General features: G+C 36.2%; 17 protein-coding genes. All 17 read right to left on the minus strand.

What is annotated here, in order from left to right; genetic code table 11:
* Positions 1 to 5: 5 nt before the first annotated feature.
* The 17 genes from ACQY44_RS19695 to ACQY44_RS19775 all read right to left on the minus strand — a co-directional run bounded on the left by ACQY44_RS19695 (position 6) and on the right by ACQY44_RS19775 (position 25,735).
* Entirely contained in the window at positions 6 to 3,170 is a 3,165-nt protein-coding gene (locus tag ACQY44_RS19695) for a SusC/RagA family TonB-linked outer membrane protein (protein WP_428232000.1), read from the minus strand.
* A 599-nt stretch (positions 3,171 to 3,769) separates the two neighbouring features.
* Positions 3,770 to 4,426: a fructose-6-phosphate aldolase gene (gene fsa, locus ACQY44_RS19700; protein WP_428232001.1), complete on the minus strand. Its 657-nt coding sequence runs from the start codon at positions 4,424 to 4,426 to the stop codon at positions 3,770 to 3,772.
* 519 nt (positions 4,427 to 4,945) lie between these two features.
* Positions 4,946 to 6,271, minus strand: a complete 1,326-nt coding sequence (gene xylA, locus ACQY44_RS19705) for a xylose isomerase (protein ID WP_428232002.1) — start codon at positions 6,269 to 6,271, stop codon at positions 4,946 to 4,948.
* Positions 6,272 to 6,275: 4 nt separating this feature from the next.
* The gene (locus ACQY44_RS19710) at positions 6,276 to 7,760 is read right to left on the minus strand and encodes a xylulokinase (RefSeq protein WP_428232003.1); all 1,485 of its coding nucleotides are present in this window, start codon (positions 7,758 to 7,760) and stop codon (positions 6,276 to 6,278) included.
* Between the two features lie 3 nt (positions 7,761 to 7,763).
* Positions 7,764 to 8,774 carry a GntR family transcriptional regulator gene (locus ACQY44_RS19715; RefSeq protein WP_428232004.1) on the minus strand — a complete coding sequence of 337 codons (1,011 nt, stop codon included), beginning with the start codon at positions 8,772 to 8,774 and terminating at the stop codon, positions 7,764 to 7,766.
* Between the two features lie 483 nt (positions 8,775 to 9,257).
* Positions 9,258 to 10,994 carry a glycoside hydrolase family 43 protein gene (locus ACQY44_RS19720; RefSeq protein WP_428232005.1) on the minus strand — a complete coding sequence of 579 codons (1,737 nt, stop codon included), beginning with the start codon at positions 10,992 to 10,994 and terminating at the stop codon, positions 9,258 to 9,260.
* 21 nt (positions 10,995 to 11,015) lie between these two features.
* On the minus strand, positions 11,016 to 11,723 hold the full coding sequence (locus ACQY44_RS19725) for an NUDIX hydrolase (protein ID WP_428232006.1): 708 nt from the start codon (positions 11,721 to 11,723) through the stop codon (positions 11,016 to 11,018).
* Between the two features lie 48 nt (positions 11,724 to 11,771).
* Positions 11,772 to 12,806, minus strand: coding sequence for a glycoside hydrolase family 43 protein (locus ACQY44_RS19730; protein WP_428232007.1), 1,035 nt, complete (start codon positions 12,804 to 12,806; stop codon positions 11,772 to 11,774).
* Between the two features lie 29 nt (positions 12,807 to 12,835).
* A complete protein-coding gene (locus ACQY44_RS19735) occupies positions 12,836 to 14,269 on the minus strand; it encodes an MFS transporter (RefSeq protein ID WP_428232008.1) in 1,434 nt (477 codons plus the stop codon).
* Positions 14,270 to 14,536: 267 nt separating this feature from the next.
* Positions 14,537 to 15,646 carry an endo-1,4-beta-xylanase gene (locus ACQY44_RS19740; RefSeq protein WP_428232009.1) on the minus strand — a complete coding sequence of 370 codons (1,110 nt, stop codon included), beginning with the start codon at positions 15,644 to 15,646 and terminating at the stop codon, positions 14,537 to 14,539.
* Positions 15,647 to 15,772: 126 nt separating this feature from the next.
* Positions 15,773 to 18,646: a glycosyl hydrolase 115 family protein gene (locus ACQY44_RS19745; protein WP_428232010.1), complete on the minus strand. Its 2,874-nt coding sequence runs from the start codon at positions 18,644 to 18,646 to the stop codon at positions 15,773 to 15,775.
* A 160-nt stretch (positions 18,647 to 18,806) separates the two neighbouring features.
* On the minus strand, positions 18,807 to 19,970 hold the full coding sequence (gene uxuA, locus ACQY44_RS19750; protein ID WP_428232150.1) for a mannonate dehydratase: 1,164 nt from the start codon (positions 19,968 to 19,970) through the stop codon (positions 18,807 to 18,809).
* A gap of 27 nt (positions 19,971 to 19,997) precedes the next feature.
* On the minus strand, positions 19,998 to 20,735 hold the full coding sequence (locus tag ACQY44_RS19755; protein WP_428232011.1) for an SDR family NAD(P)-dependent oxidoreductase: 738 nt from the start codon (positions 20,733 to 20,735) through the stop codon (positions 19,998 to 20,000).
* A gap of 20 nt (positions 20,736 to 20,755) precedes the next feature.
* Positions 20,756 to 22,906, minus strand: coding sequence for an alpha-glucuronidase family glycosyl hydrolase (locus tag ACQY44_RS19760; RefSeq protein WP_428232012.1), 2,151 nt, complete (start codon positions 22,904 to 22,906; stop codon positions 20,756 to 20,758).
* Positions 22,907 to 23,204: 298 nt separating this feature from the next.
* The gene (locus ACQY44_RS19765; RefSeq protein WP_428232013.1) at positions 23,205 to 23,750 is read right to left on the minus strand and encodes a YbhB/YbcL family Raf kinase inhibitor-like protein; all 546 of its coding nucleotides are present in this window, start codon (positions 23,748 to 23,750) and stop codon (positions 23,205 to 23,207) included.
* An 88-nt stretch (positions 23,751 to 23,838) separates the two neighbouring features.
* Positions 23,839 to 24,675, minus strand: coding sequence for a helix-turn-helix domain-containing protein (locus ACQY44_RS19770; RefSeq protein ID WP_428232014.1), 837 nt, complete (start codon positions 24,673 to 24,675; stop codon positions 23,839 to 23,841).
* Positions 24,676 to 24,679: 4 nt separating this feature from the next.
* Positions 24,680 to 25,735 carry a LacI family DNA-binding transcriptional regulator gene (locus tag ACQY44_RS19775; protein WP_428232015.1) on the minus strand — a complete coding sequence of 352 codons (1,056 nt, stop codon included), beginning with the start codon at positions 25,733 to 25,735 and terminating at the stop codon, positions 24,680 to 24,682.
* Positions 25,736 to 25,836: the final 101 nt, after the last annotated feature.

The following is a 25,836-nucleotide window of genomic DNA, read 5'->3' on the forward strand; positions in this document are numbered from 1 at the left end:
GTATTTTAGAAATTAACATTTAATCCAAGTGTGGTAATTATTGGCGATGGATAACGTCCGTTATCAATACCGGTCAAAAGAACATTTTGATTAATAGACCCTACTTCCGGATCATAACCTTTGTACTTCGTAAATGTCAACACGTTTTGTGCATTAGAATATACTTTGATATTAGAGATACCATATTTTGAGTATAATTTCTTTGGTAAATTATAGCCTATCGAAATGTTTTTTACCCTTACATAAGAGCCATCTTCTACGAATCGATTACTCAAACGAAAGTTAGAAGCTGACGATGCAGATGAAGCTCCGATTCTTGGCATGTAAGGATCTCCGCCCACAATTTGTACGTTGCGATAATCGTTTGGTCCGTTTGGATCAATCAAATCCAGTTGTGCATAACCTAAAGCCGATTTTAATAAATTGGTGTTTTCGCGTGGATTTTCCAGCCAGCGTCTTTGATAATTTAAGACATCATTTCCATAAGATCCTGTCAATAATATATTCAGATCAAACCCAAGAAATGAAAATGTATTTCCGATACCGAAAGTAAAATCCGGTGCAGGATTCCCTATATAACCAGTATCTTTCTCGTTAATCACACCGTCTTTATTGACATCTTCAAACATATAATCTCCTATCCATACCCCATTTTCGCCAATCTGCATTCCTTCCGGCAAGGCAGTTGGTTTTACTACTCCGTCTTTATCCTTATAATAAAAATCAGTAGCTTTCTCAAAACGTCCAATTACTTTATAGCCATAAAACTGACCTATAGGCTGTCCTACTGCGGTACGTGTTACCACCGTAACATCAGAACCTTGTTGCAGTGTCATATTATAAACTCCGGATTCTGTATTCAAAGCCAGAACTTTACTTCTGTTCATAGAAAAGACAAAACTGGATTTCCAGCTAAAATCATTTCTTTGCATGTTTAAGGTATTTAAAGTGAATTCAAATCCCTTGTTTTCAAGCGCTCCAATATTGAATGTTGGAGGCGCAGTAGAACCCTGTCCTGTTGTTCCCGCATAAGCAGGAAGTGCTAAACTTAGTAACAGTCCGTCTGTTTTTTTATAATAAACATCGGCAATAAGCTCAACTCTGTTATTGAAAAGTCCCAGATCTAATCCTATGTTACTTGATTTTGTTTTCTCCCATCCCAAATCCGGATTTGCCGTATTGGTCGCAATCTGACCACTTCCCCAATTGGTTGCAGAAGTACCATAGACCGAGGTGTAAGCATAATTAGGAACACTCTGATTCCCCACAATACCCCAACCCAATCTTAGTTTCAGGTTATTGATCGTTTTATTCTCTTTTAAGAAATTTTCATTAGAAACTTTCCAGGCCAAAGCGGCTGACGGAAACCAATCCCAACGATTGTCTTTGGCAAACTGAGAAGAACCGTCTCTTCTGATGGTACCCGTTAGCAAATATTTATCGTTAAAGGAATAAAATACTCTTCCAAAATAAGAACTAAGGGCTCTTGTCCAGCTTCCGTTTGAGTTTCTTGCCGTTGTAGGATCTCCGGCATCTAAATCTGTTGCTCCGTTTGTAATGTATCCGGAACGATATCCGTACAGATTTTCCCAATTTTGCTCCTGCATTTCCTGCCCCAACATCACGTTTAAAGTATGAACACCAAAAGTTTTATTATAGGTTAAAAGATTATTCCAAATCCAGTTCTGACTAAGCGATTTTGTTCTCGTCCCTTCTCTTACGTCATTTACAAGTGCCCCAAAAGTATACGATGGGTTAAACGTGTAGTTGTTACCAAAACCATAATCTATGGAGTATTGTGATTTAAACTTTAAACTTTTAGAAAAACCGATTTCAGCATAGGTATTCGCTCTTATTCCGTAATTTTCATTATGATTGTCCCGCATTAAAGCCAAACCTAACGGGTTATTTTGCACAAATTCTGTTGTATCCGGTCCGTCGAATGTACCATCCGCATTACGGGCAGCAACATTTGGAGTTTGCTTAAGTGCTGTAAGGATCAATGAACCATCTGTAAATGTTGTGACTTGTTCTGTTTTGTTTAAAGCCATATTCACACCAAGTTTCAAAAAGCTTTTTACCTGAGAATCGATCACGCCCCGAAGATTGAAACGATTGAATGACGATCCAATGGCAATACCATCCTGATCTAAATATCCAATTCCCAAAGCATAAGTAGTATTCTCAGATCCTCCTGAAGCAGATAAATTATAACTCTGCATCATGGCAGTGGTAAAGAGCTCATTTTGCCAATCTGTACCATCGCCTAACAAATCCGGGCGAATAAAATAATTATCGCGCTGCACAATTCCTAAATCGGCACGGGTATTTTTTAATGTTCCGTACTCTCTAAGATTAAGAACCTGTAATTGTTTTGGAATTTCCTGCCATCCTACATAACTGTCAAAGTTCAGGGTTAGTTCTCCTTTTTTTCCGGTTTTGGTCGTAATCATAATAACACCATTTGCCGCTCTTGATCCGTAAATCGCTGTAGCCGAAGCATCTTTCAGAACATCCATCGAAAGAATATCTGACGGATTTATCCCCGCAAGCGGATTAGCATTCATAGATCCTGTCGCACCATCGATCACAACACCATCAATTACATAAATAGGTTCATTCGATCCTGTAATCGAGCTTATCCCACGAATACGAACTGAAGAACTTGAACCTGGTGCTCCATTATTTTGCTGGATATTGACCCCTGCTGCACGTCCCTGCAAAACCTGATCAATAGTCGTCGCTACAGATTGTGCTACGGCGGCACTGGACACAGAAGAAACAGCACCGGTCAAATCACCTCTTTTCATGGTACCGTATCCTACTACCACAACTTCTTTTAGATTGTTGAGGTCTTCTTCGAGCGTTACATCAATTTTAGTTTTATTGGCGACAGCAATTTCTCTTGCTTTATATCCTATAAAACTATAGACCAAAATTCCTGTAGCAGGTGCCTTAATTGTATAAGTTCCGTCAAAGTTTGAAACGGTATTAATGTTACTCCCCTTCACAATAATATTTACTCCGGGTATCGGTCCGCCACTATCCGAAACTGTTCCTGATACCGTTGTTTGAGCATTTACCGTAGCAGAGAATACGAACATCAGGATCAGGAAACCCAGATTTTTAAAGTATTTCGATTTGCTTTTAGTAATTAAAAAGTTAGTCATAAATAATTGGTTTAATTAGTTAATAGTATGGTTTAGTTAGTTTTTGTTTTATGGACTTATTACCTGGATTTTTTCGTTGTGAAATAGCCCCCTTTCTAAGCCGTTATTGAAACAAATATATATAAAAAACAACAACACACAATCGGTTGCGTTAAATATTTTTTCGAATTATTAAAAAATACAAACCAAAAAAAACACATTAATCATTTATATTTGTAAAATATTAAATATATAACAAAATAACCATTCTGACTTACGAAAACGTTAGAGATAATAAATCATTTTATTCAAAATCTTAAAAAAACCATAAAAAGTAAAAAATGCTTATTTTTTCAATTGAGACCAATTTTAGTCAAAATTGAATTACAAAAAACAAGCCTAAAATTTAAGTAAAATAGCAAATAAAATGAAGATTAATTCCTTTTAGTCTCTTCAAAAACAAAATTTTAGCTATAAAACAGCCAACTATTTAAAAAAGAGCAAAAGAGACAATCGGTTGTTTATAAAGCAAAAAAATCCTCCCAAAACGAATTGGAAGGACTTTGTAATTTGTTACATAAATTGTAACTAAAATATCCATTTTATCTTGCAGTAAAAACCTATAATTTCATCTTTTTTGCGTCTTCTGTAAATTGATTCAAACCAATATCTGTTAACGGATGTTTTAGCAATCCTTTAATCGCAGAAAGTGGTCCTGTCATCACATCAGATCCTACTTTTGCACAGTTGACAATATGCATGGTATGCCTGACAGAAGCTGAAAGTATTTGGGTCTGATAATCATAATTGTCATAAATTTCCCTAATCTCCGCAATGAGATGCATTCCGTCTGTTGAGATATCATCTAATCTTCCTAAGAAAGGAGAAACATAAGTGGCTCCTGCTTTTGCAGCCAACAAAGCTTGTCCTGCCGAAAATACCAAAGTAATATTGGTTCTGATTCCCTTAGACGAGAAATATTTACAGGCTTTTACACCATCTGCAATCATAGGTAATTTTACCACGATCTGCGGATGCAAAGCGGCCAGTTCGTGGCCTTCTCTAATCATTCCGTCAAAATCGATCGAAATCACTTCTGCCGAAACATCGCCATCTACAATATTGCAAATATCCAGGTAATGTTTCAAAATATTGTCTTTTCCTCTAATGCCTTCTTTGGCCATCAAAGACGGGTTTGTTGTAACGCCATCCAGAACTCCCAAAGCCTGAGCTTCTTTAATGTCTTCCAGATTAGCAGTATCTATAAAAAATTTCATACGTTTTTTTGGTTTAAGGTTAATTGGTTAGTAGTAAAATTTAGTGAGTGAAAATGTGCATTTTAGATTTTATAACTTCTGGAGAAGAACCGCAAGATTCGTTCACAAATGCAGTTTCAGTACAATCTTGCCATCTTGACGAAGGAAAGATCACACTAGAAATTCCGCAACCAAAAGAGAAAATCTTTGTCGAGCTACTTCTGTAATCCTTCGACTACGCTCAGGAGGAATAGATTGTGTCTTTTCGTGAGATGACTTTTAAACTTCCGAATTAGAAAATAGTAACTAAACCTTCAATCTATTTCCTGAATTCAAACGCTAAAAAAAACTCTTCATAATCGTAATACAAATTCCCGTAATTCATCTGAAAAGATAAAAAAAAGACTGATATAAGTATCAAAGCGATTATTACTTTCTACGGCTATAATATTTTAATTTTGCTGTTCTTTTCTAATTTTCCCGCTACTAAATTTTAATTAAGACCTAACAGGTTTTAAAAACCTGTTAGGTCTTCTTGTACTAGATATATTGATTGATAATATTTTCAAACAATTCCTGTTTTCCGCTTTGCAAATTCAATTCTCCATTATCATGTGCGATTGCGTACAAATCTTTCAAATTTAATTTTCCATCAGCAAAATCTTTTCCTTTTCCGGAATCAAATGAGCTGTATCTTTCTTTTCTCAGTTTTTCGTAAGGAGAAGAAGTAATAATTTTATCAGCCGTCAATAATGCTCTTGCAAAAGTATCAGCTCCGCCAATATGCGCCAGAAAAACATCTTCAGGATCTGTTGAATTTCTTCTGATTTTAGCATCGAAGTTCACCCCTCCGCCTTGTAATCCTCCTGCTTTTAGGAATACTAACATCGCTTCTGTCGTTTCCTGAATGTTGTTCGGGAACTGGTCTGTATCCCATCCGTTTTGGTAATCTCCTCTATTCGCATCAATACTTCCTAACATTCCCGCTTTTGCAGCTACTTCAAGTTCATGCTGAAAAGTATGTTGTGCCAATGTTGCATGGTTGACTTCGATATTGATTTTGAAATCTTTATCTAAACCATACTCTTTCAGGAATCCAATAGCGGTTGCCGAGTCAAAATCGTATTGGTGTTTTGATGGTTCCATAGGTTTTGGCTCGATAAAGAAAGTTCCTTTAAAACCTTGTGCTCTTGCATAATCTCTCGACATTGCCAGGAATTGTGCCATGTGATCCAGTTCTCTGCCCATATCAGTATTTAATAATGACATATAGCCTTCACGACCGCCCCAGAATACATAGTTTTCTCCATCTAAAGCAATTGTTGCATCCAAGGCCAGTTTTACTTGTCCTCCCGCTCTTGCTACTACGTTAAAATCAGGATTTGTAGCGGCTCCGTTCATGAATCTTGGGTTCGAGAAACAGTTTGAAGTTCCCCAAAGCAATTTAATTCCGGATTCGGCTTTTTTCTGTTTTAAGTATTCCGTAATTGTTGCCAGACGTCTTTCTGATTCTGCAAAAGTGGGTCCTTCAGCGACTAAATCATAATCGTGAAAACAGAAATAATCAAAGCCCATTTTACTGATAAATTCAAACGCTGCATCGGCTTTATCTTTCGCTGCCTGAATAGGATCTGAGGATTGGTCCCATGCAAAATTTTGTGTTCCCGGGCCAAACGGATCACTTCCTTGTCCACAGAACGTATGCCAGTACGCAATCGCAAATCTAAAATGTTCGCGCATTGTTTTTCCCGCTACCACCTGATCCGGATTGTAATATTTAAATGCCAACGGATTATCTGACTCTTTTCCTTCAAATTTAATTTGACCAATACCTTTGTAGTATTCTTTATTACCTAAAACTATCATTTTTTTATTTTTTATGTGTTAATATAAATTCTAATTCTTGTTTCCATTTTTGATACGCCTTCTCATAAGGTGCTGCATTTTTTAGCGGTAAAAAGGTCATGACATGATCGTTGGTGGTGATGTTTGAACCAAATTTGTTGTAATCACCATCTTTTAAACCTACTGCTCTTGCTGCTCCTACTGCTCCGGTTGTATTGTATATTTCGATTTCGTGCCCAATAAGCGTTGCAACCGTATTCGAAAAAATCTCTGAACGGAATAAATTATCATTCCCGGCTCTAATTACATTTATCGTGGCATTATCCTCTTTTAAACATTCCATTCCATACACAAACGAAAAAGCAATTCCTTCTAAGGCCGCTCTGAACAAATGTGCATTATTGTGAATATTCAAATTCAGATTCAAAAAGTGTGTTCCGATATTTTTATTGTTGAACATACGCTCGGCACCATTCCCAAACGGAATCACCACTACTCCCTCTGAACCAATGTTGATTTTAGATGCTTTTCGGTTCATCGATTCATAGGTTTCATCGCCCATATTGTTTCGCAGCCACCGGTACTGAATTCCTGCTCCGTTGATGTTTAATAGTTTTCCAATTCTTGGCGTTTCTAATTCGTAGTTTACATGCACAAAATTGTTGACTCTGGTGCTTTTTCCCGAAGTCATTTCTCCAACTGCATAAAAAACTCCTGAAGTCCCGCCTGTTGCCGCCACTTCACCCGGATTCAATACATTTAATGACAAAGCATTATTAGGCTGATCTCCCGCTCTGTACACCACCGGAATACCTATAGGAAGTCCTGATTCTTTTGCGCCTTTTTCGTTTAAAACGCCCTGATTCGTAAAATTCTCTACAATATCAGGTGTCAATGATGGATCGATTCCGTAATAATCCAGCAACCAATTAGCGACTTTGTTTTCTTTATAATCCCAAAGCATTCCTTCAGACAGACCATTTTTTGTGGTTCTAATATCTCCTGTCAATTTATAGGCGATATAATCACCCGGCAACATGTATTTGTAAACCTGATTGTAAATTTCGGGTTCGTTTTCCTTGACCCATTTTAGTTTTGAAGCGGTAAAATTTCCCGGAGAATTCAGCAAATGTTCCATACATTTTTCCTGTCCGATTTCGGCAAAAGCCCCATTCCCAATTTCAACCGCACGACTGTCACACCAAATAATAGAATTTCGAAGCGCATCACCCTCTTTATTTACAATAACGAGTCCGTGCATTTGATAAGAAATCCCAATTCCCAGAATTTTAGACGCTTCTATATTAGCTTCCCCAATGGCTCTTTTGGTTGCTACACAAATGTGCTGCCACCAAATTTCAGGGTCTTGTTCTGCCCAATCGGGGTGCAATGACACAATTTCCATTTCGTTTTGCGGTTCATGCAAAACAATTACTTTTTTTCCTGTTTCAGCTTCTGTCAGGGCAACCTTGACCGAAGAACTTCCAATATCATATCCTATATAATACATAACTTATAATGATTCTCTTACTATTAAACTTGTTGGCACATAACACTGAACTACCTCATCGTTTGTGATAAATCCTGCCGCTTTTGTTCCCAATTCCTTGAAATCAGTCGAAATAACCGAAATCCCTTTGTATATAAATTTCTTCATTGGCGTTTCGTTGTACGATAAAAAACCAACATCTGTTCCAGGCTCTAAATCTTTCTCTTTGCATTGTTCTAAAAAATGCCCTAAAATCCGATCGCTCACACTGATATAAACAATTCCTTTTTCGATATTAAACTTTTTTGGATCTGTAATAACTTTATATTCAAAATTAAAATCAGCACAAAACCTCTTAAAAAACTCCAATGTCTCTTTCGGATGATTCGTATAATTGGGATAAACAAACTGTATGTTTTTATACTTTCTAAACAAATCAACTGCCTCTTCCAGGGCCTTATAAAATGCTTTGCCAAAATCCTGAAAAACATAATTATTCTGCTTCTTCGTATGAATGTTCCAATCAATCAGTAACAGCTTTTCATCGGCAATTACATCTAAGGTTGGCGACACCTCTTTGTGATCAAAATTCATCACCACATATTTATAATATTTCCCTACACTATTATTAATGATCGTTTTAAAAACATCCATATTATAATGGTGAAACTGCACGTCGATAATCACGTTATCCGGCAAATTATTCACAAACGAATGGTACAAAACCTCTTTATACGCTTTAAATGTATCCAATACCAAAAGTACTTTTCTCGTTTCGCCCGATACATAATAGCCCTTATTGGGCACCGACTCAATACTGTTTTGATCCTTTAAAATAGAATACGCCTTAAAAACCGTATCCCTCGACAACTGATTCGTCTTGCAAATTGCATTTACAGAAGGAAGCAAATCTCCTTTTTTTAAAATATTCTCCGCAATCGCATTATTGATTCCGTTGACCAATTGCTGGTACTTCGGAATATCACTATCGTGATTTATTGTAAAGACAAATTTTTCTATATTTTCGCTTATCATACTGTTCTGTTCTGGTAGGCTAATATAACTATTCGTCTTTTATAAAAAAATACTATTTATAATAAAAATGTTAGCTTTTTAATCTTATTTATAAAATTATAAAGCTTACATCATAAGCTCCCCATAATATGTCACCACGATGAGGTTCTACAAATATGAATCTATAAAAATCTATAAATATGCCGTCCCGCTGGGACTTCTCAAAATATCCCTTTTACATTTTTAATTCACTCCTAACCTTTTACAACAAATATAATTTGAGCGTGTTTGCCGCGGCGAATCGAGGTATTCACTGCTATCTCAATATCATTAAGTTAAGGCAATATATACAATGCTTTGGCCTAATAAATCTTGCACAGAGTCGCAAAGAAAATGCATGTAAACCTGGCGACTTTTCGCGATTTTTAATAGCCAGTCTTTGTCGCGCTTCTCGCTGAGATTTCTCCTCTATCAAAATGACACACTGAACATAAAAACGTTTTCTTAAAAGTGATTGCTAGACGTATACATTGCCAAATAAGTACCCACAAATCCTCCTGCCTCTTTTGTACTCAATATAATCCCATCAATATTTTTTACTAATAAAATCCATTCGCCTTTTCCAGCTGTTTTAAAATAAAAATCATAATATCTGCCTTTGCCTTCTATTTTTACGGAAAGCCCTTCTACATTTTCCGCAAGCTCTTTCTTCGCAACGATTTCAGATTTACCATTCTGAATTTTACTGGCTGTTCTCTCTAAAAAAACTTCTGTTTTCCCATCAGCATTTAGTCGTTTACCGATTAACAAATAGTTCTTTTCATTTTGAAAGGCGACCAAACCGGCAGTGGCTAAAGTATCTTTTGGTGTAAATTCTAATTTTGTCGAAGCTTCAAATTTTAAATGCTGCTGTCTTCTTCCTATAAAAGAAAAATTGGTTTCGGTATGAATGGATTCCTTTCGGGGTTTTATGAGTAATTTTCCATCTTTCAAATCGTACCATTTTTCAGAAGGCGTTCGAACAAAATTCCACTTTAAATCTAATCTGCTTTTTTCAAAATCATCGTGAGCAACAAAGTTGCCATTCATCGGTTCAATTTTTTCTTTAGAAAGTGGCAGATTAGGTCTTTTATTAACCATCGGGATTGCTTTATTTCCGTCTACAATGGTCGGCCAGTCATTTTTCCATTCTACCGACATCATAAATGTTTCTCTTCCGGTATTGTACAAATCCATTCCGTATGGTCTGCAGCCTAAAAATACCGCCCACCAATCTCCGTTTGGCAGTTCTACAAAATCAGCATGTCCGGTTGTCGAAACTTCATTTTTACGATTCGGGTCTAAATGCGATTGCGTCATTATTGGGTTATTGGCATAACTTTCATAAGGTCCGTAAATGTTTTTGCTTCTAAAAACGACTTCCGAATGATTATAACCTGTTCCTCCCTGCGCACAAATCATATAATAAAATCCATTCTTTTTAATCACATGAGGACCTTCGATCCAGACTGGTTTTATAGCCATATCTGTTCCTCCGTTAATCACCAGTTTTGGTTCACTGGTCATCTTTTGCTTTGCTAAATCATATTCGAACATATAAATCGCACGATGTCCGTCATGAACCGAAATATTATTTGGCGGAGGTCCATTATGCGTGATATACACTTTTCCGTCATCATCAAAAAAGATGTCCGGATCAATGCCGTCAACACCCGGAATTACCATTGGGTTCGACCATGGGCCAGCCGGATTTTTAGCCGTGACAATAAAATTACCTACTCCGCTTACATTGGTACAAATCACATAAAATGTTCCGTCATGATAACGAATTGTTGGCGCATACATTCCGCCCGATAATCTGGAGTTACCAAAATCCGCCTGTTCCGGACGATCAATAATATTTCCTATTTGTTTCCAGTGAACCAAATCGGTACTTTCAAAAATGGGCAATCCCGGAAAATAACAAAACGAAGAATTTACCAAATAAAATTTATCACCCACCCTGCAAATCGTTGGATCCGGATAAAATCCAGCCAAAATTGGATTGAAATACTCACTGTCAGATTCAGCTATATTCGCATAAACATCGTCTTTTCCTTTATAATCAAACCAGTCAAAAGCAGCGTAGTCCCAATACACAATCGGTTGTGACTTCTGGTAAATTTTTTTACACGAAGAAACAGCAATCATCACAATGATTACACTTAGTATTTTAATATTCCTATTTTTTATTTTAAACATATCTTTATCTCAAACCGTTCGTTAAAAATTAAAATTCAATTCTCTGTTGGCTAACATTTCGTGTTGTTGCAGATTGATGCTGTAAAATTTTGCCGCTCTGTGCGAAACAGCTTTCTCTTTTTCGTTTGAATCCTGTATCAAATCCATTTGCAATATCTTTCTCCTAAAATTAGATTTATTGATTTCGATCCCGAGGATTTCTTCATAAAGATGCATGACTTGCAGCAAAGTAAATTTCTCCGGTAATAAATTAAATCCAATCGCGCTTTTGCAAATATTCTTTCGTAATTCTTTCAGACTGTAATCTAATATTACTTTGTGTTTATTGTTTAAACCTGAAATTTCATTAATGCCCATCCAGGCAACATTCGGGTTAAAAATATCATTATCTATATCGCCGATGTCTCTTTTTACCATTGCATAATATCCTATTGCAATATCTTCCTGAGAGGAAGAGGATGACGGATAACCAAATGCTTTCAATTGTTCCAGAAAAAAATTATCGACGCCAATGTATTTTCGCAGAATGTTATGAGCTGTACCCGATAGGGTTTCACCTTCTTTTATCCAGTCATTGGCCAATCCCCAGCTTTCTTCTTTATCTTTTTGCTTTACCAATAAAACTTTGAGACTTTCGCCTTCAAAATTAAATATGACACAATCGATTTCTATTCTATTGGTACTATATTGAGTGGCGGGATTTTTTCCTTTTTCATCTCCTTTTTCCATAGAAAATAAAATTTAACCTATTATTACTATTTTCAATAAACAGAAATTTTAGTCTGCTAATCTTCGAATTCCGTAGGGATCTATGGTTACAATTGTGCCGTCTTCGAGGTAATCGATTTTGGTCACTTTCATACTTCTTAAATGCGTTACTCCTTTTGATAAACTCGAATCGTGGTAAAACAAATACCATTCGTTTTCGACTTTACAAATCGAATGGTGCGAAGTCCATCCTACAACAGGATTCAGGATTCGTCCCTGGTACGTAAATGGCCCGTACGGATTATCGCCTATCGCATAACAAATAAAATGAGTATCTCCGGTAGAATAGGAGAAGTAATATTTATCATTGTATTTGTGTACCCAGGAAGCTTCAAAAAAACGACGGGCATTATCTCCTGCCGACAAAATTTCTCCGTTTTCATCCAGAATTTTGATTTCTTTCGGGGCTTCGGCAAATTCTAACATATCGTCTCTCAGCATAGCAACGATAGGTCCTAAAGCCGGTTCTTTACCAATGGGCTCTTCGTGATCTGTATCGTATTGATTCTTTCGGTATTTTTGAAGCTGTCCTCCCCAAATGCCGCCAAAATAAATATAATGTTTCCCGTCTTCGTCCTCAAAAACGGCAGGATCAATACTGTAACTTCCTTTTATGGCATCCGGTTCAGGCAAAAACGGCCCTACTGGAGAATCACTTATGGCAACTCCAATCTGGAAAATTCCGTTCGCCCGTTTGGCGGGGAAATACAAATAATATTTTCCATTTTTGTGCGCGGCGTCTGGTGCCCACATTTGTTTTTCGGCCCATGCTACTTCACTTACATGCAAAGCAACACCATTATCGACTACTTCTGATTGAATGTTTTCCATCGAAAACACATGATAATCCTCCATACCAAAATGATCTCCGTTATCATTAAACGGAATCCCGGCATCGATATCATGCGAAGGATAAATATAAATCTTACCGTTGAATACATGTGCCGATGGATCAGCCGTGTACATATGCGATACTAAAGGTTTCGAAATGGCTAATTTATTAATTTGTTCAAAATTAATTTGTTCAATACTATCTTCAGGCATACTCGTTTTTAGGTTTTTATTTTAAATAATTAAGTTCTTCTTTCTTTTAAATCGGTTTCTATTTCTACTTCCATTTTTTTATTGATTTTATAGAAAAATAATAAGGCAACCCCAACCAAAAATGGAATGGAAGGAAAAATACTCACGAGTAATTTTATTCCGTTTATTGCCGTATATGTTTGCGTTAATGAATTTGGGACATAATGAAAATATCCTAAAAATAAAGTGGTCAGAGATCCTCCAATACTTAAACCTGCTTTCAATCCCACCATCATAGCCGAAAATATAATAGCTGTGGCGCGGCGATTGTTCAGCCATTCTGAGTAATCTGCAACATCTGCAATCATCGCCCAAAGAATTGGAATCGTAATTCCGTAGAAAAATCCATGAAAGATTTGTGAGAAAAATATCAAACCTATAGAAGTTGGCAGAAAGAAATAAAACGCAATGATAAACAAAGTCGAAATGAATAAAAACAATCCGAAAATGTTTCGTTTCCCGTATTTATCAGCAAGACCTTTAGACAATGTAATTCCCACGATCATAAAGATGATTCCGCCGGCATTAAACAATCCAAATCCTGCTGAAACAGGATCATTCCCAAAATGGTTTAATCCTATGTTGGACAATACATCCAGAATGGGCCGGATAAAAATGGCCAATTGTTCTTTGTTGACATAATTCTCAAAATAATATACGTATGCACCACCTTTCATCGCGAGGGTTATAAAAACTAAGGTTGTCAAAGTCAGCATGATCACCCACGGCTTATTTTTCATTAAATCGCTCAGATCTTCCCTAATACTTGACTTTTGTTCCGGTTTTGGAATGATGCGCTCTTTTGTCGTCAAAAAGGTGATCAGCAACATGATGGTTCCAATAATGGCTAATGCCGTCATTACTTTTTCGATACCAATGGCTTTATCTCCGTTTCCGGCACTTTTGATAATTCCGAGCATGAAAACCTGAACAAAAAATTGTGCAAACATTACCGCCACAAAGCGATACGATGACAAACTGTTTCTTTCTCTCATATCACCTGTAATGACACCGCTTAGCGCAGAATACGGCAAATTGTTACTCGCATAAAAAAGCAATAACAAAGTATAGGTTACAACGGCATAAATTACTTTTCCGTGATACGAAAAATCAGGTGTCGAAAAAGCCAGCAAGGCAATCACGCCCAATGGTATTGCCGTAATTAAAATCCAGGGTCTGAACTTTCCCCATTTGGTACTCGTTCTGTCTGCCAGAACACCTATAATTGGATTAAAGATAAAAGCAGCAATCAGACCTACAACCAACATAATGATAGAAGAATCCGTAGGCGACAATCCGTAGATATCCGTATAAAAATAAGCCAGATACGTCATCAAAGTCTGGAAAACTAAATTGGCTGCCAAGTCACCTAAACTGTACCCGATTTTTTCTTTAATGGATAATTTTTGAGAAATGTAATTCATTATTGGTTTGTGGTTATTTTGGTTAGTTTAAAATCAAAAACTGCTTTTGACTTTATAATAATAAGAATTTATTTTATCATTTTCTGATTCGCTTTTCGTTGCCGTAATGCTTTAAAAATAAGCGTTATTTGATTCAAACAATCGGTTGTGTAAAATTAGATAAAAAAACATATTATGCAAATTTAGTTTGCTTTATTTCAATAATAATTTAATAAACAACCGATTGTAAAGTGATTTTCAAAAAGAAGGTCTGTTCGTGCTCAAAAATTATTCTTTCCCTCCTTTTAACTGCATAACACTTGTGTACGCTTTTTTAGGTTGCAACTCTTTATCAAACAATAACGGATAGTTTGTTCGGCCTTTTATAGGCCAGTCGTTCAGCCAGGATTGTCCGTCATAAACGCCCCAAAAAGTGACCCTGCTAATTTTGTCTTTATGCTTCAGGAATAATTTAAAAATATCGGCGTAGCGTTGCGCCAGTTTCGTCTGAACAGCATCCGGAAGTGTTTCAGGATACGGATTCATTTTTGGGTTTCCTTCGAAATTCTGATTCACATCTGCGCCTTTTAAATCCCACGGATTAGGCAAAACGGTAATATCTAATTCGGTAAAAGCGACTTTAACTCCAAGTGCTGAATATGCCAAAATACTTTTTTCAATTTCTTCTAATGATGGACTATCCAGTTTCCAGTGTCCCTGGCTTCCTACTCCATCGATTTTCCCACCTGCAGCTTTGATCTTTTTCACCAATCGGATGACACCTTCTCTTTTGGCGGGATCTTCAAGATTATAATCGTTGTAATACAAATCTACTTTTGGATCTGCAGCTGCTGCCAATTTAAAAGCATCCACCAGATAACTTTCTCCAAGTGTATTCAGAAAAATCGATTTTCGCAAAGTTCCATCCTCGTTTAAGGCTTCATTGACAACATCCCAGGAATTGATTCTTCCTTTGTATTTAGAAACGATTGTCGTGATATGATCTTTCATAAACGCCTTCATCTCAGTACTGTCTTTGATTTTCTCCATCCAGGGTGCGAGTTGACTGTGCCAAATCAGCGTATGTCCGTGAATGAACATTTTATTCTTTTCGCCATACGCCACAAATTTATCTGCCAAAGTAAAATCGTATTGGTCTTTTTGCGGATGTACAAACATCGATTTCATTATATTTTCGGCTGTAATAGCATTGAATTCTTTACAAATCAACGAATCGACTTTGGCATCTTTTTCTTCAATTTGATCGGTACTTAAAGCTGTTCCGATATAAAAATCGTCTTTATAACTGTTTTTTAACGAAGCAACTTCTTTTTTAGGAGAACAATTCACCAACAGTATTGTGGTAATTGCCAGCAAATAAGGGTTAATAAATTTCATGTTTTTGGTTTATAGTTAATAGTTATTTTTTAACACATAGTTTCAATACACTTAGTCTTCTTTGCGAATACCTAACAGGTTTTAAAACCTGTTAGGTCTAATCGACGTACAACTCCGTCTGTTTTATCATTTTATTCTAAAACTTTCCGGTGGTCCCAAATACGTTTTCAGTACTTGACCTGTTTCATTTTCAATCACAATCTTCTGAAGCACCAAAGCAGGATCTATTCCATAAATTTTCAACACACGGTTTCCAGTAGTCTCAATTTTATGCAAAGAGGTTATTATCTTGATATTATCAGCAACCGATTCGTTCCAGTTCTTCTCAGAATTATCGGCATTCAGGTTCATTATTTGAGGAATTTCGGCATCAAAAGAAACGCCATATTTTAATCCGTCACGAACGGTAAAATTAATTGTTGGAGAAAAATAAGCATGAACTTCTACATCTCCCTTGCTGAAAAAATGAACATCATATTCTACTCTTGGCGATTGTTCAGAAATTGCAACAGGCAAAATATTCGAAGGTTTTAACGTGATTCCGGATCCTGTTTTACCGATATTCGAAATCGTTGTCCATTGAATGTTATTTCCATTTATAGCTCTTGAATAATTTTGAGCCTCTATGGCAACATATCCGTTATTTTCAATAAAACCCTGAACGTCATTTAATTCTTCATTTTTAATATTTACAACAACATCAAACTTTTGTTTGTTTGCTGTAATAACCAATTTACTTTTTAAGTTTCCTTTCGGGGCTTTTATCCAATCGATGCTTACTATAATTCTTTCTTCTTCACTAATGGTTCCGTTTGATTTCGAGAACGCAATCCAATCATTTTTGGACGTTATCTTAAAGTCAAAAGGTTGGGTTCCGCGATTAAATAAGTCGATATAAGTGGTTTTATTTCCGAATACACTTAAGACAGGCAAAACTATTTCCTGTTTGTTGTTGATCCAGTAGTTTTCAGAACCTTCAATGGCGATTCCGGGCTCTGCTTTATTAGACAATGTTATAATCTTTGTTTCCGGAATGATATTCGTTTTAGGTTCTTGCCAATTCGTGTATCCTATATGCGTTTGCGCCATCATATGATTCCATTTTCCACCGGCTAATTTTGTGTGATAATAATTCGTCAATAAACTGTCTTTTTCAAAAAGTAGTTTTACTTGTTTTGCATAATCATTTGCCGAAACTCTTCCCTGACTCGCATACAACTGATTCTTTGCTGTCGCTACATACAATTCATTAAGATTAGAACTTGCCAGAACGGGAAATACAACCAATTGATAAAAAGCGTCCTTATACTCCGGTTGCAATTGATCATTAATCTGACCGGCTTTATCCACCAGCTTTTTATAATCAGCCAAAACATTTTCCGCTTCATTATAATTCGTGATACTATACGTTTTAGCGTTTAGTAATTCAGGTTTTCTTCGGGCATTGTACTTCGTATATAATTTTATGATCTGAGCAATTTCTTCCGGATACTGATTCCCAAAGGTTTCCTTTGCCCATTGCACATAATATTGATCTAAATTACTGGCATTAAATCCCTCAGGATTCCAGGCCATATCCAGAAAAAATGCAATTGGAAATTCCATTGGTTTAATGTCACCGACATTTACGATCCAGATTTTATCGACACCGTATTGATACGCCAAATCCATTTGTTCCCATGTACGCTCGATTTGATTGGTATTGATCCATTTGTAATTTCTTGGACCTCCTACGTAATCATAATGATAATAAATACCATAACCGCCTTTTCTTGGTTTTGCATCGAGTTCAGGCAACTTTCTGATATTTCCCCAATTGTCATCGCATAACAAAAGTGTAATATCGTCCGGAACGCGCATTCCTTTGTCGTAATAATCCTGAACTTCTTTATAAAGTGCCCACATTTGCGGCGTTTCTTCAATTGGCTTTTGGGTTACTTCTGCAATAATATCTCTCTGCGTTTTTACGATATTTTCTAATAAATCTATTGCAGTTCCCTGTGTCATAGGTTCGTCGCCATCGCCACGCATCCCAACCGTTACAATACTTTCTTTAGTTCCCATTCTTTTCATTCCGTCTTTCCAGAACGAAATCAAGTTATCTGAATTGGTATTAAAATCCCATTTTCCTTTTCCTAAAGCCGACCATTCAGCATGCGCTCTCGTTAAAGGTTCGTGGTGCGAAGTGCCCATTACAATTCCGTATTCATCCGCCAAAACCGCGTTCTGAGGATCATCTACATAGAACATTCTTCCCCACATCGATGGCCACAAATAATTGCCTTTCATTCTCAGGATCAGTTCAAAAACAGTATCATAGAATTTCGCATTAAATCCGCCATATTTTTCAAACGCCCAGCCTGATAAAGCCGGAGCTTCGTCATTGATAAAGATTCCCCGGTATTTTACTTTGGGTTCACCCTGAGAATGAATTCCCGGTAAAACATGCAATTCCGATTGTTTTTTAACGGGAACATCTGCCCAGAAATACCACGGAGAAATGCCTATCTGACCCGATAAATCATAAATACCGTAAATCGTTCCCCGTTTATCAGAACCCGCAATTACCAGTGCTTTTTTAATTCCTTTTACCGGATTATCTACAATCTGAGTCGTGAATTTTTCCCATTTCCCTTTCAGTTGATTGGCATCAATTTTACCTTCTTTGACCAATTGATCTATCATTTCGCTTTTACCTAAAGTTCCAATAATCACTACATAATCTGTTGCTTCTGAAATTGTATTGATTTGTTTTGGATGTAAATCTGTGACCTTAAAAAGGTCCTTTTCTAAATGCCCCGTAACACGTAAAACACCCTGAAAATCATTTTTACTTACCAGAATGGAAGCTATTTTTCCTTTTGCAACCAAAGGAAAATTTTCAGAAGAAGCTGTATTTACTACATATTTCTCTCCATTGATGGCGTAAGCTTGCAAACTGATTCCGAAAAGAAAAAGCACCAACATTTTAAATATAAATTGAGTTTTTAGATCGTTCATCTTTTTATGTTTTTTTAAATACATAGAGACATAGCTTTTCTTTGTCTACAGAGGCGTTTCACTTGTTTAAATACACATAGCTAATGTGAAAAAATCATGATTTTATAAAAATTCCTTTCTAAGTATAATTTATTAACCTGTGTTTCTATGTGTTTAGAAATTATTGATTTAGCTTGTAAGCAATTCCTACCTCTAAACCTCTTAATTCAGCAAGCCCCTTCAATCTTCCCACAAGAGAATATCCGGGATACGTTTCTTTTATTTCATCCACCGCATGCAGGAAACCATGATCCGGGCGCATAGGCAGACTCACTTTTGTTTTATTCATTAACAAAAGAAGTTTTTCTACAATAACTTCCATCTTGGTATCCCCTTTTAAATGTTCTGATTCCCTGAAAATAGTTTCGCTTTCGCGGAATGTATTTCGAAGATGCAAAAAGTGAATCCGGTCTCCATAATTGTCTATAATTTTCTCGAGATTATTATCCGGATTTGCTCCTAAAGAACCCGTACAATAGCACAAACCGTTTAGATTGAACGGAACTGCTTCAAAAATAGCCTTGAGATCATCTTCGGTAGAAACTATTCTTGGTAAGCCCAAAACCGAAAACGGCGGATCATCAGGATGAATCGCCAATTTCGCACCATATTCTGAAGCAATTGGAGCGATTTGCGTTAAAAAATAAATCAGGTTTTCTCTTAGTTTCGTATTATCTATATCAGCATAATCCTTTAATAATGACAGAATCTGTTCTGCCGTAAAATTGATTTTGCTTCCCGGTAATCCTAATAATACATTTTTAAAAAGTAATGCTTTCTCTTCTTCAGAAAGTTGACTGCCAAATTGCAGCGCATTTTCTTTTTCTGTTTCAGAATAATCATTTTCTGCATTTGGCCTTTTTAATAAATAGAGATCAAAATAAGCAAAAGCATACTGATCGTATAAAAGAGCTTTACTTCCGTCAGCATTACTATAATTATGATTGGTGCGAACCCAGTCTAAAATAGGCATAAAATTATAGGTGATGATTGTAATACCGCAATTTGAAAGGTTTTTTATGCTCGCTTTATAATTTTCAATGTACTGCAAATAGTTCCCGGTGGCTCTTTTTATTTCTTCATGAACCGGTAAACTTTCTACGACTACCCATTCTAATCCTGCGTCTTTTATTATTTGCTGTCTTTCTTTGATAGCTGAAACCGTCCAAATTTCACCAACCGGAATTTGATGCAAAGCCGTTACGATTCCGGTTGCTCCGGCTTGTTTAATGTCTAATAATTTTACGGAATCCTGAGGACCGAACCAGCGCATTGTTTGCTGCATTTTGATCATAATACTTACGATTTAAGATTAGAATCCGATGCTGTTTCCGCCATCAACAGGCAAAACAGTTCCGGTGGTATATTTTGATTCGTTCAGCGCGAAATAATACACGGCATCTGCAATATCAGAAGGTTCACCTAAAAATCCCATTGGCGTTCTTGAAAGTACTTTGTTTTTTCTTTCAGGATCATTGTCAAGTGCTGTAGAAGACATTTTTGTTTTGATAAAACCAGGTGCAATACAGTTTATACGAACACCAAAGGGCGCCAATTCTACTGCCATTGCCCTTGTCATAGATTCGATTGCCCCTTTGCTTGCCGAATACGCAATTACTTTCGGAATTCCGTATTGTGATGCCATTGAACTAATGTTGACGATACTTCCGCCCCCATTTTCTTTCATGTTTTTTACAACTTCTCTGCTTACTGCAAAAACACTCAAAAGATTGGTATGAATTACGGATAGAAAATCTTCATCCGTAACATCCGAAAATTCTTTTTTAAGATTGATTCCCGCATTGTTTACCAAAATATCAATGCTGTCTTTTTTTGTTATGCCTGCAATCATTGCAGCAATTCCCGCAATATCATTCAAATCAAATAAAACCGGAATGGCATTTTCTCCAATTTCCGCACAAGCTTCTTCTGTTTTTTCTTTTGATCTTCCAATGATATACGTTTTGATTCCGTTATCACATAATTTCTTCGCGGTTGCAAAACCTAAACCTGAATTTCCTCCTGTTACAATGGCTGTTTTTGTACTCATTTTATTTTCTATTATATAAATTAATTTCCAGGTGCAAACGGAAATTTTAATGATTTAAAATACTCTAATGTTTGTGTTGGCTGCTCTACTCCTGCCGGCAATTCTTTACCCGAATATTGCTGAAAATACAACAAACAGGCATCGCGCCACCATTTTGCTTCCTTATACTGAATTTTCAGTAGCATTTGTACTTCTTTGAAACGTTCGTTATCAATATATTTTTCAGTTTTATTCCAGATATTTTGCATTTGCTGAACCTGATTGACGCCTTCCTGATATTTTAAAGCCATACCGTTCCAAAGCGTCTGACCATTTTTCAGCTTATAATCCCAGGAAAGATGATGAAACCATAATAAATCTATTTCAGGGCAAGTTTCAGTATTATCAAAAATATCCGCTACTTCTGTAGCATATTGTGCGGTAGCATTAGTTCCTGTTTTTGACCGGTCAAAACCAATTCCGTTTTTATCCGCTTTGTGATAATACGTTGGATTCCATTCCGGTCTCGATAAATCAGAAACCCAGGGTCCCGGACCATAATGATGTCCCGTATCCATAATATGATGTAAACCAAGAGGTGTCATATAATTTACAACTGCTTCTCTTGATGTGATCATCATTTCCTTAACAGGCTTAACGAAATTTTCATTATTCGAAAAAGTAGATCTCAACCATTCGTCAGCAATCATTTCTGAATCTAAATACGGATCCCAGGCCAATCTCCCAAAGCCGTACCAATTTGCCTGCGCAAAAGGATGACCGGTCCAGTTGAGATCATTACCTATATTCGAAACTCCCGCAATTCCGGTAAGCTTCTGCGAACTTAAAGAGCCATCAATCACTTTGGCAACCGTAGCCCCTTTACCCTTTTGGTAAGTATCTGCTTCTAAAACTTCCTGAAATAATTTTGGTAAATAAACCAAATGTGTGCTAAAACCCAAATATTCCTGTGTAATCTGAAATTCCATCATCATTGGTGTTTTTTTCATCGCCCCAAACAACGGATGAAAAGGCTCTCTGGGCTGAAAATCTATCGCTCCATTTTTTACCTGAACAATTACATTCTCTTTAAATTTTCCGTCATAAGGCTGAAATTCGGAGTAGGCCTGTTTCGCTCTGTCATTTGCATCATGTTCAGAATATACAAAAGCCCTCCACATAATTACGCCGCCAAAAGGCGCAACAGCATCCGCCAGCATATTGGCACCATCGACATGATCTCTTCCGTAATTTTGAGGTCCGGGCTGTCCTTCAGAATTTGCTTTTACCAGAAACCCTCCAAAATCAGGAATTCTTTTATAGATTTCTTTTGCTTTCTCTTTCCACCAATTGGCAACTGCAACCTCTTTTGGATCTGCTGTTTTTAAACCTCCAATTTCAATTGGCGCCGAAAAACGAGCGGTCAAATACACTTTGATTCCGTATGGTCGAAACACATTGGCCAACGCTTCTACTTTCTCTAAATATTGCGGCGTCAAAATCAAAGCATTGGCGTTTACATTCGTCAGAACTGTTCCGTTAATCCCGATGGAGGCATTTGCTCTGGCATAATCAATATAACGCTGGTCTATAAAATCAGGTAATTTTTGCCAATTCCATAAAGAGAAGCCAGCATAACCACGCTCGACAGTCCGGTCTAAATTATCCCAATGATTTAAGACCCTAAGGTTTATTTTAGGAGAATCAGCAATGTTTAAATTTCTGAGTGATTTATTCGTCTCAATCAATCGCAGAAAACTATAAACTCCATACAAAACCCCAACATCATTTTTTCCGGTAATGACAATTTGGTTTTTATTTTTTAATGAAATAGATTTAATAATAAAACCTTCATTGTTTATTTTGTCGAAATCAGATACAAGTACTTTTTTCAAATCTGAATTTAAAGCTGCTTGAGAACCCACAATTAAATTATTCTCTCCATTTATTACTGATCGAATTTCAGGTTTATTTCCCAACATATTCGATATTCCCGTTTCTAATTCAGCTAAAGCGATTTTAGAAGTTTCAGAACTTCCCAACGAAACAATTCCCTGAAGATTCTTTTTATATTCTGAGGCAATTACCGCATTTTGCATCTTATCGTATTGAAGCCATAATTTATAATCCTTTTGAGCAAAAGCTGAAAAGGAAATTATAAGAAACCAGAAAACAAATCGTAATGAAGTCATTTACTATAAATTTAATTCTTTAAAAACTCATTCGGAAGAATCAATGTTTTTATATCTTAATAAAAGTATTTGATAAAATTTTAATCTAAAAAATACATTATTATAAATAAAACAATAATTGCAATCGGTTGCGTAAAAATATAGGATTGTTATTTAAGAAAAAAATTTTATTTGTCTTTTTTTCAAAAAAAAAATTTTATAACAAATAAAAGCAGGATAATTTAAAAAACTATCCTGCTTTAGCATGGTGAAATTCAAGATTGAGAATCCTGAAACAATGACAATATCAATTTGACTTTTATCGCTTGTAATACACTACAATACTGGCTTTTGCTAATGTCTGGTTCCAAAGATTAAAACCTACAACAGCAGGATTTGTATTTTCATCCGTTCCCAGTTTATCTGTTTTAAGTGCATAAACCGTTATGATGTACCCATGAAATCCGTGACCTACAGGCGGGCAAGGTCCCCCAAATCCTTTAATACCGTAATCTGTAATACTCTGAACAGCTCCTTTAGGAATTAAATTACTCTTCGCTCCCGCATTGGTGACCAATTCATTTACGTTTGCAGGAATGTCAAATACCACCCAATGCCAAAATCCGCTTCCGGTTGGTGCATCAGGATCATACATCGTTATGGCAAAACTTTTTGTTCCTTCGGGAGCATTTTTCCATGACAATTGCGGCGATTGATTTTCTCCCGAACAACCAAATCCGTTGAATTCCTGAATTTTAGAAGCTTCGCCTCCTAAATCTTTACTGGCTAACGTAAAAGTTTTTTGTCCAAAAATTGTGGTGGTAAAAATTAAGGACAACACCAAAATTAAATTTACTCTTTTCATTTTACTTTGAATTAAAATTTTAAGCAAATTTAGATGCACTAAGGCAAAAGAAACTGTAGGGGAAAGTTCAAAAACTATGGCCGGAAGCTCAAATCTTCTGGTGGTGTTTTGGCGTTACGCCATATTTTGATTTGTACGCCTGTGTAAAGCTTGACAAATTTTCGTAACCTGCTTCAAAATAAACTTCAGATGGATTTTTTTGTTCCTGTTGCAGTAAATAATGTGCAAATTCGAGTCTTTTATTTTGAAACCACTTTATTGGTGATTCTGAATAATGTTTTTCAAATTCTCTTTTAAATGTTGACACACTCATATTGCATAAAAAAGCCAACTCTTTTAAAGTCAATTTATTCAGGTGACTATTTTCAATAATCTGAATAAACTTTTGTGTAGCATTGTCGCTGTTTATAGTTAAAGAATAGAGCAACTCAGTTCCGTACTTTTCTGTCAGGTAGAACATTATTTCCTCAAACTTAACTTCCAACATTTTCTTTTGGATCTGTCTTGAAAGTTTTGAAATGTCCAGTAAACTATCTACAAAACGCTTTATAAATTCATCATACTTAAAAGCATAAACTGATTTAGATACGCTTGATTCTGTTTTATTCCATTCAATTTTCCGAATAAATCTGGACACAGCCTCATTTGCAAAAAACAAAACCACGCTTCTGTAATTCGAGCCATCAGAAAGTTTTTCAGTCATCAGACAATTCCCTGATTTCATCACAAGAAATCTGGAATTATCTATTGATAGCGCTGAATCATCAAAAATAACTTCTTTAGCACCTTCAATTAAAAAACTAAAAATGTTTTGATTTAAAATGATTTGCTGTTTAGCAATTTCTTTCGAACTTTTATAATCAAAAACCTGAACAAGCTGAGAATTTTCAAAACTCAATTCGTCCGGAAGTACAATGGTATGCATATTATTATTTCGTTGCTGTCTCTAAAGATTTCTTTTTATCCGAAGATTCACGAGCGAGGACTTCTGTATTTAAGAAAGTGATTTCCTTCGCATCATCACTTTTTTGAGATTTTAAATTTTTGATGATAATTTCAGCCGCAGCTTTTCCCATTTTTTCAGCAGGATGGGTAATCGTCGAAATATTAGGGTCGATTATTTGAGAAATTGGGTCATTATTAAAACCAATAATAGCGATTTCATCCGGTACTTTGATCCCTCTCTTTTTTGCCGTTTGTACAGCACTAACCGCAATAATATCTCCAGGTGCAAAAAGCCCATCGGGAATTGGATCGAGATCAAACAATTGATTGCTCGCCCTTACTCCTTCTTCATAAGTAACTGATTTCAAATTAATAATTAATTCTTCATCTATAGGCAAATTATGATCTTTTAAAGCTTCTATGTAACCTCTTTTTCTCTCGTTGTAAAGATTTCCAAATTCTGATCCGGCTGTCAAATGTGCAATACGAATACAACCTTGTTCGATAAGATGTTTGGTTGCTTTATACCCTGCAGAATAATTATCGATAACGACCCTGAAAGTATGGTAATCCTTAGGAACCCTGTCTACAAATACAAGTGGAATATTATTATTGGTAAATTGCTGAAAATGCGCGGTATCTCTGGTTTCCATAGCCAAAGAACAAATAACACCACTCACTCTGTTGCTATACAATGACTTGGCCATATTCACCTCTTCGAAATACGAATCGTGCGATTGCATAATAATGACCGTATAATCTGATTTTTGAGCTGTAATTTCGATACCGCTAATCAAAGAAGACAAAAACGGTTGAGTAACGGTTGGGATTAAAACACCGATCGTTTTGGTTTTATTACCGCGCAGACCTGCAGCCAAAGTATTGGGCACAAAACCCATTTCCTCTGCCGTTTTTTTTACTTTCTTGATCGTTTTATCACTTATAGTGTGATGATCCTTCAAAGCCCGCGAAATAGTCGATGTAGCAAGATTTAATCGCTCCGCAATATCGTAAATCGTTACATGTTTATTTTCTTCCATGAAATCAATAATATGAGATGTAAATATAAACTATTTTAAGACAAGATAATCTTTCCCCAAAAAGCAGTTTTTAAATAAAAAAAAAGCCTCTGTACTCCTTC

The organism is Flavobacterium sp., assembly GCF_965277525.1.
Classification (GTDB): Bacteria; Bacteroidota; Bacteroidia; order Flavobacteriales; family Flavobacteriaceae; genus Flavobacterium.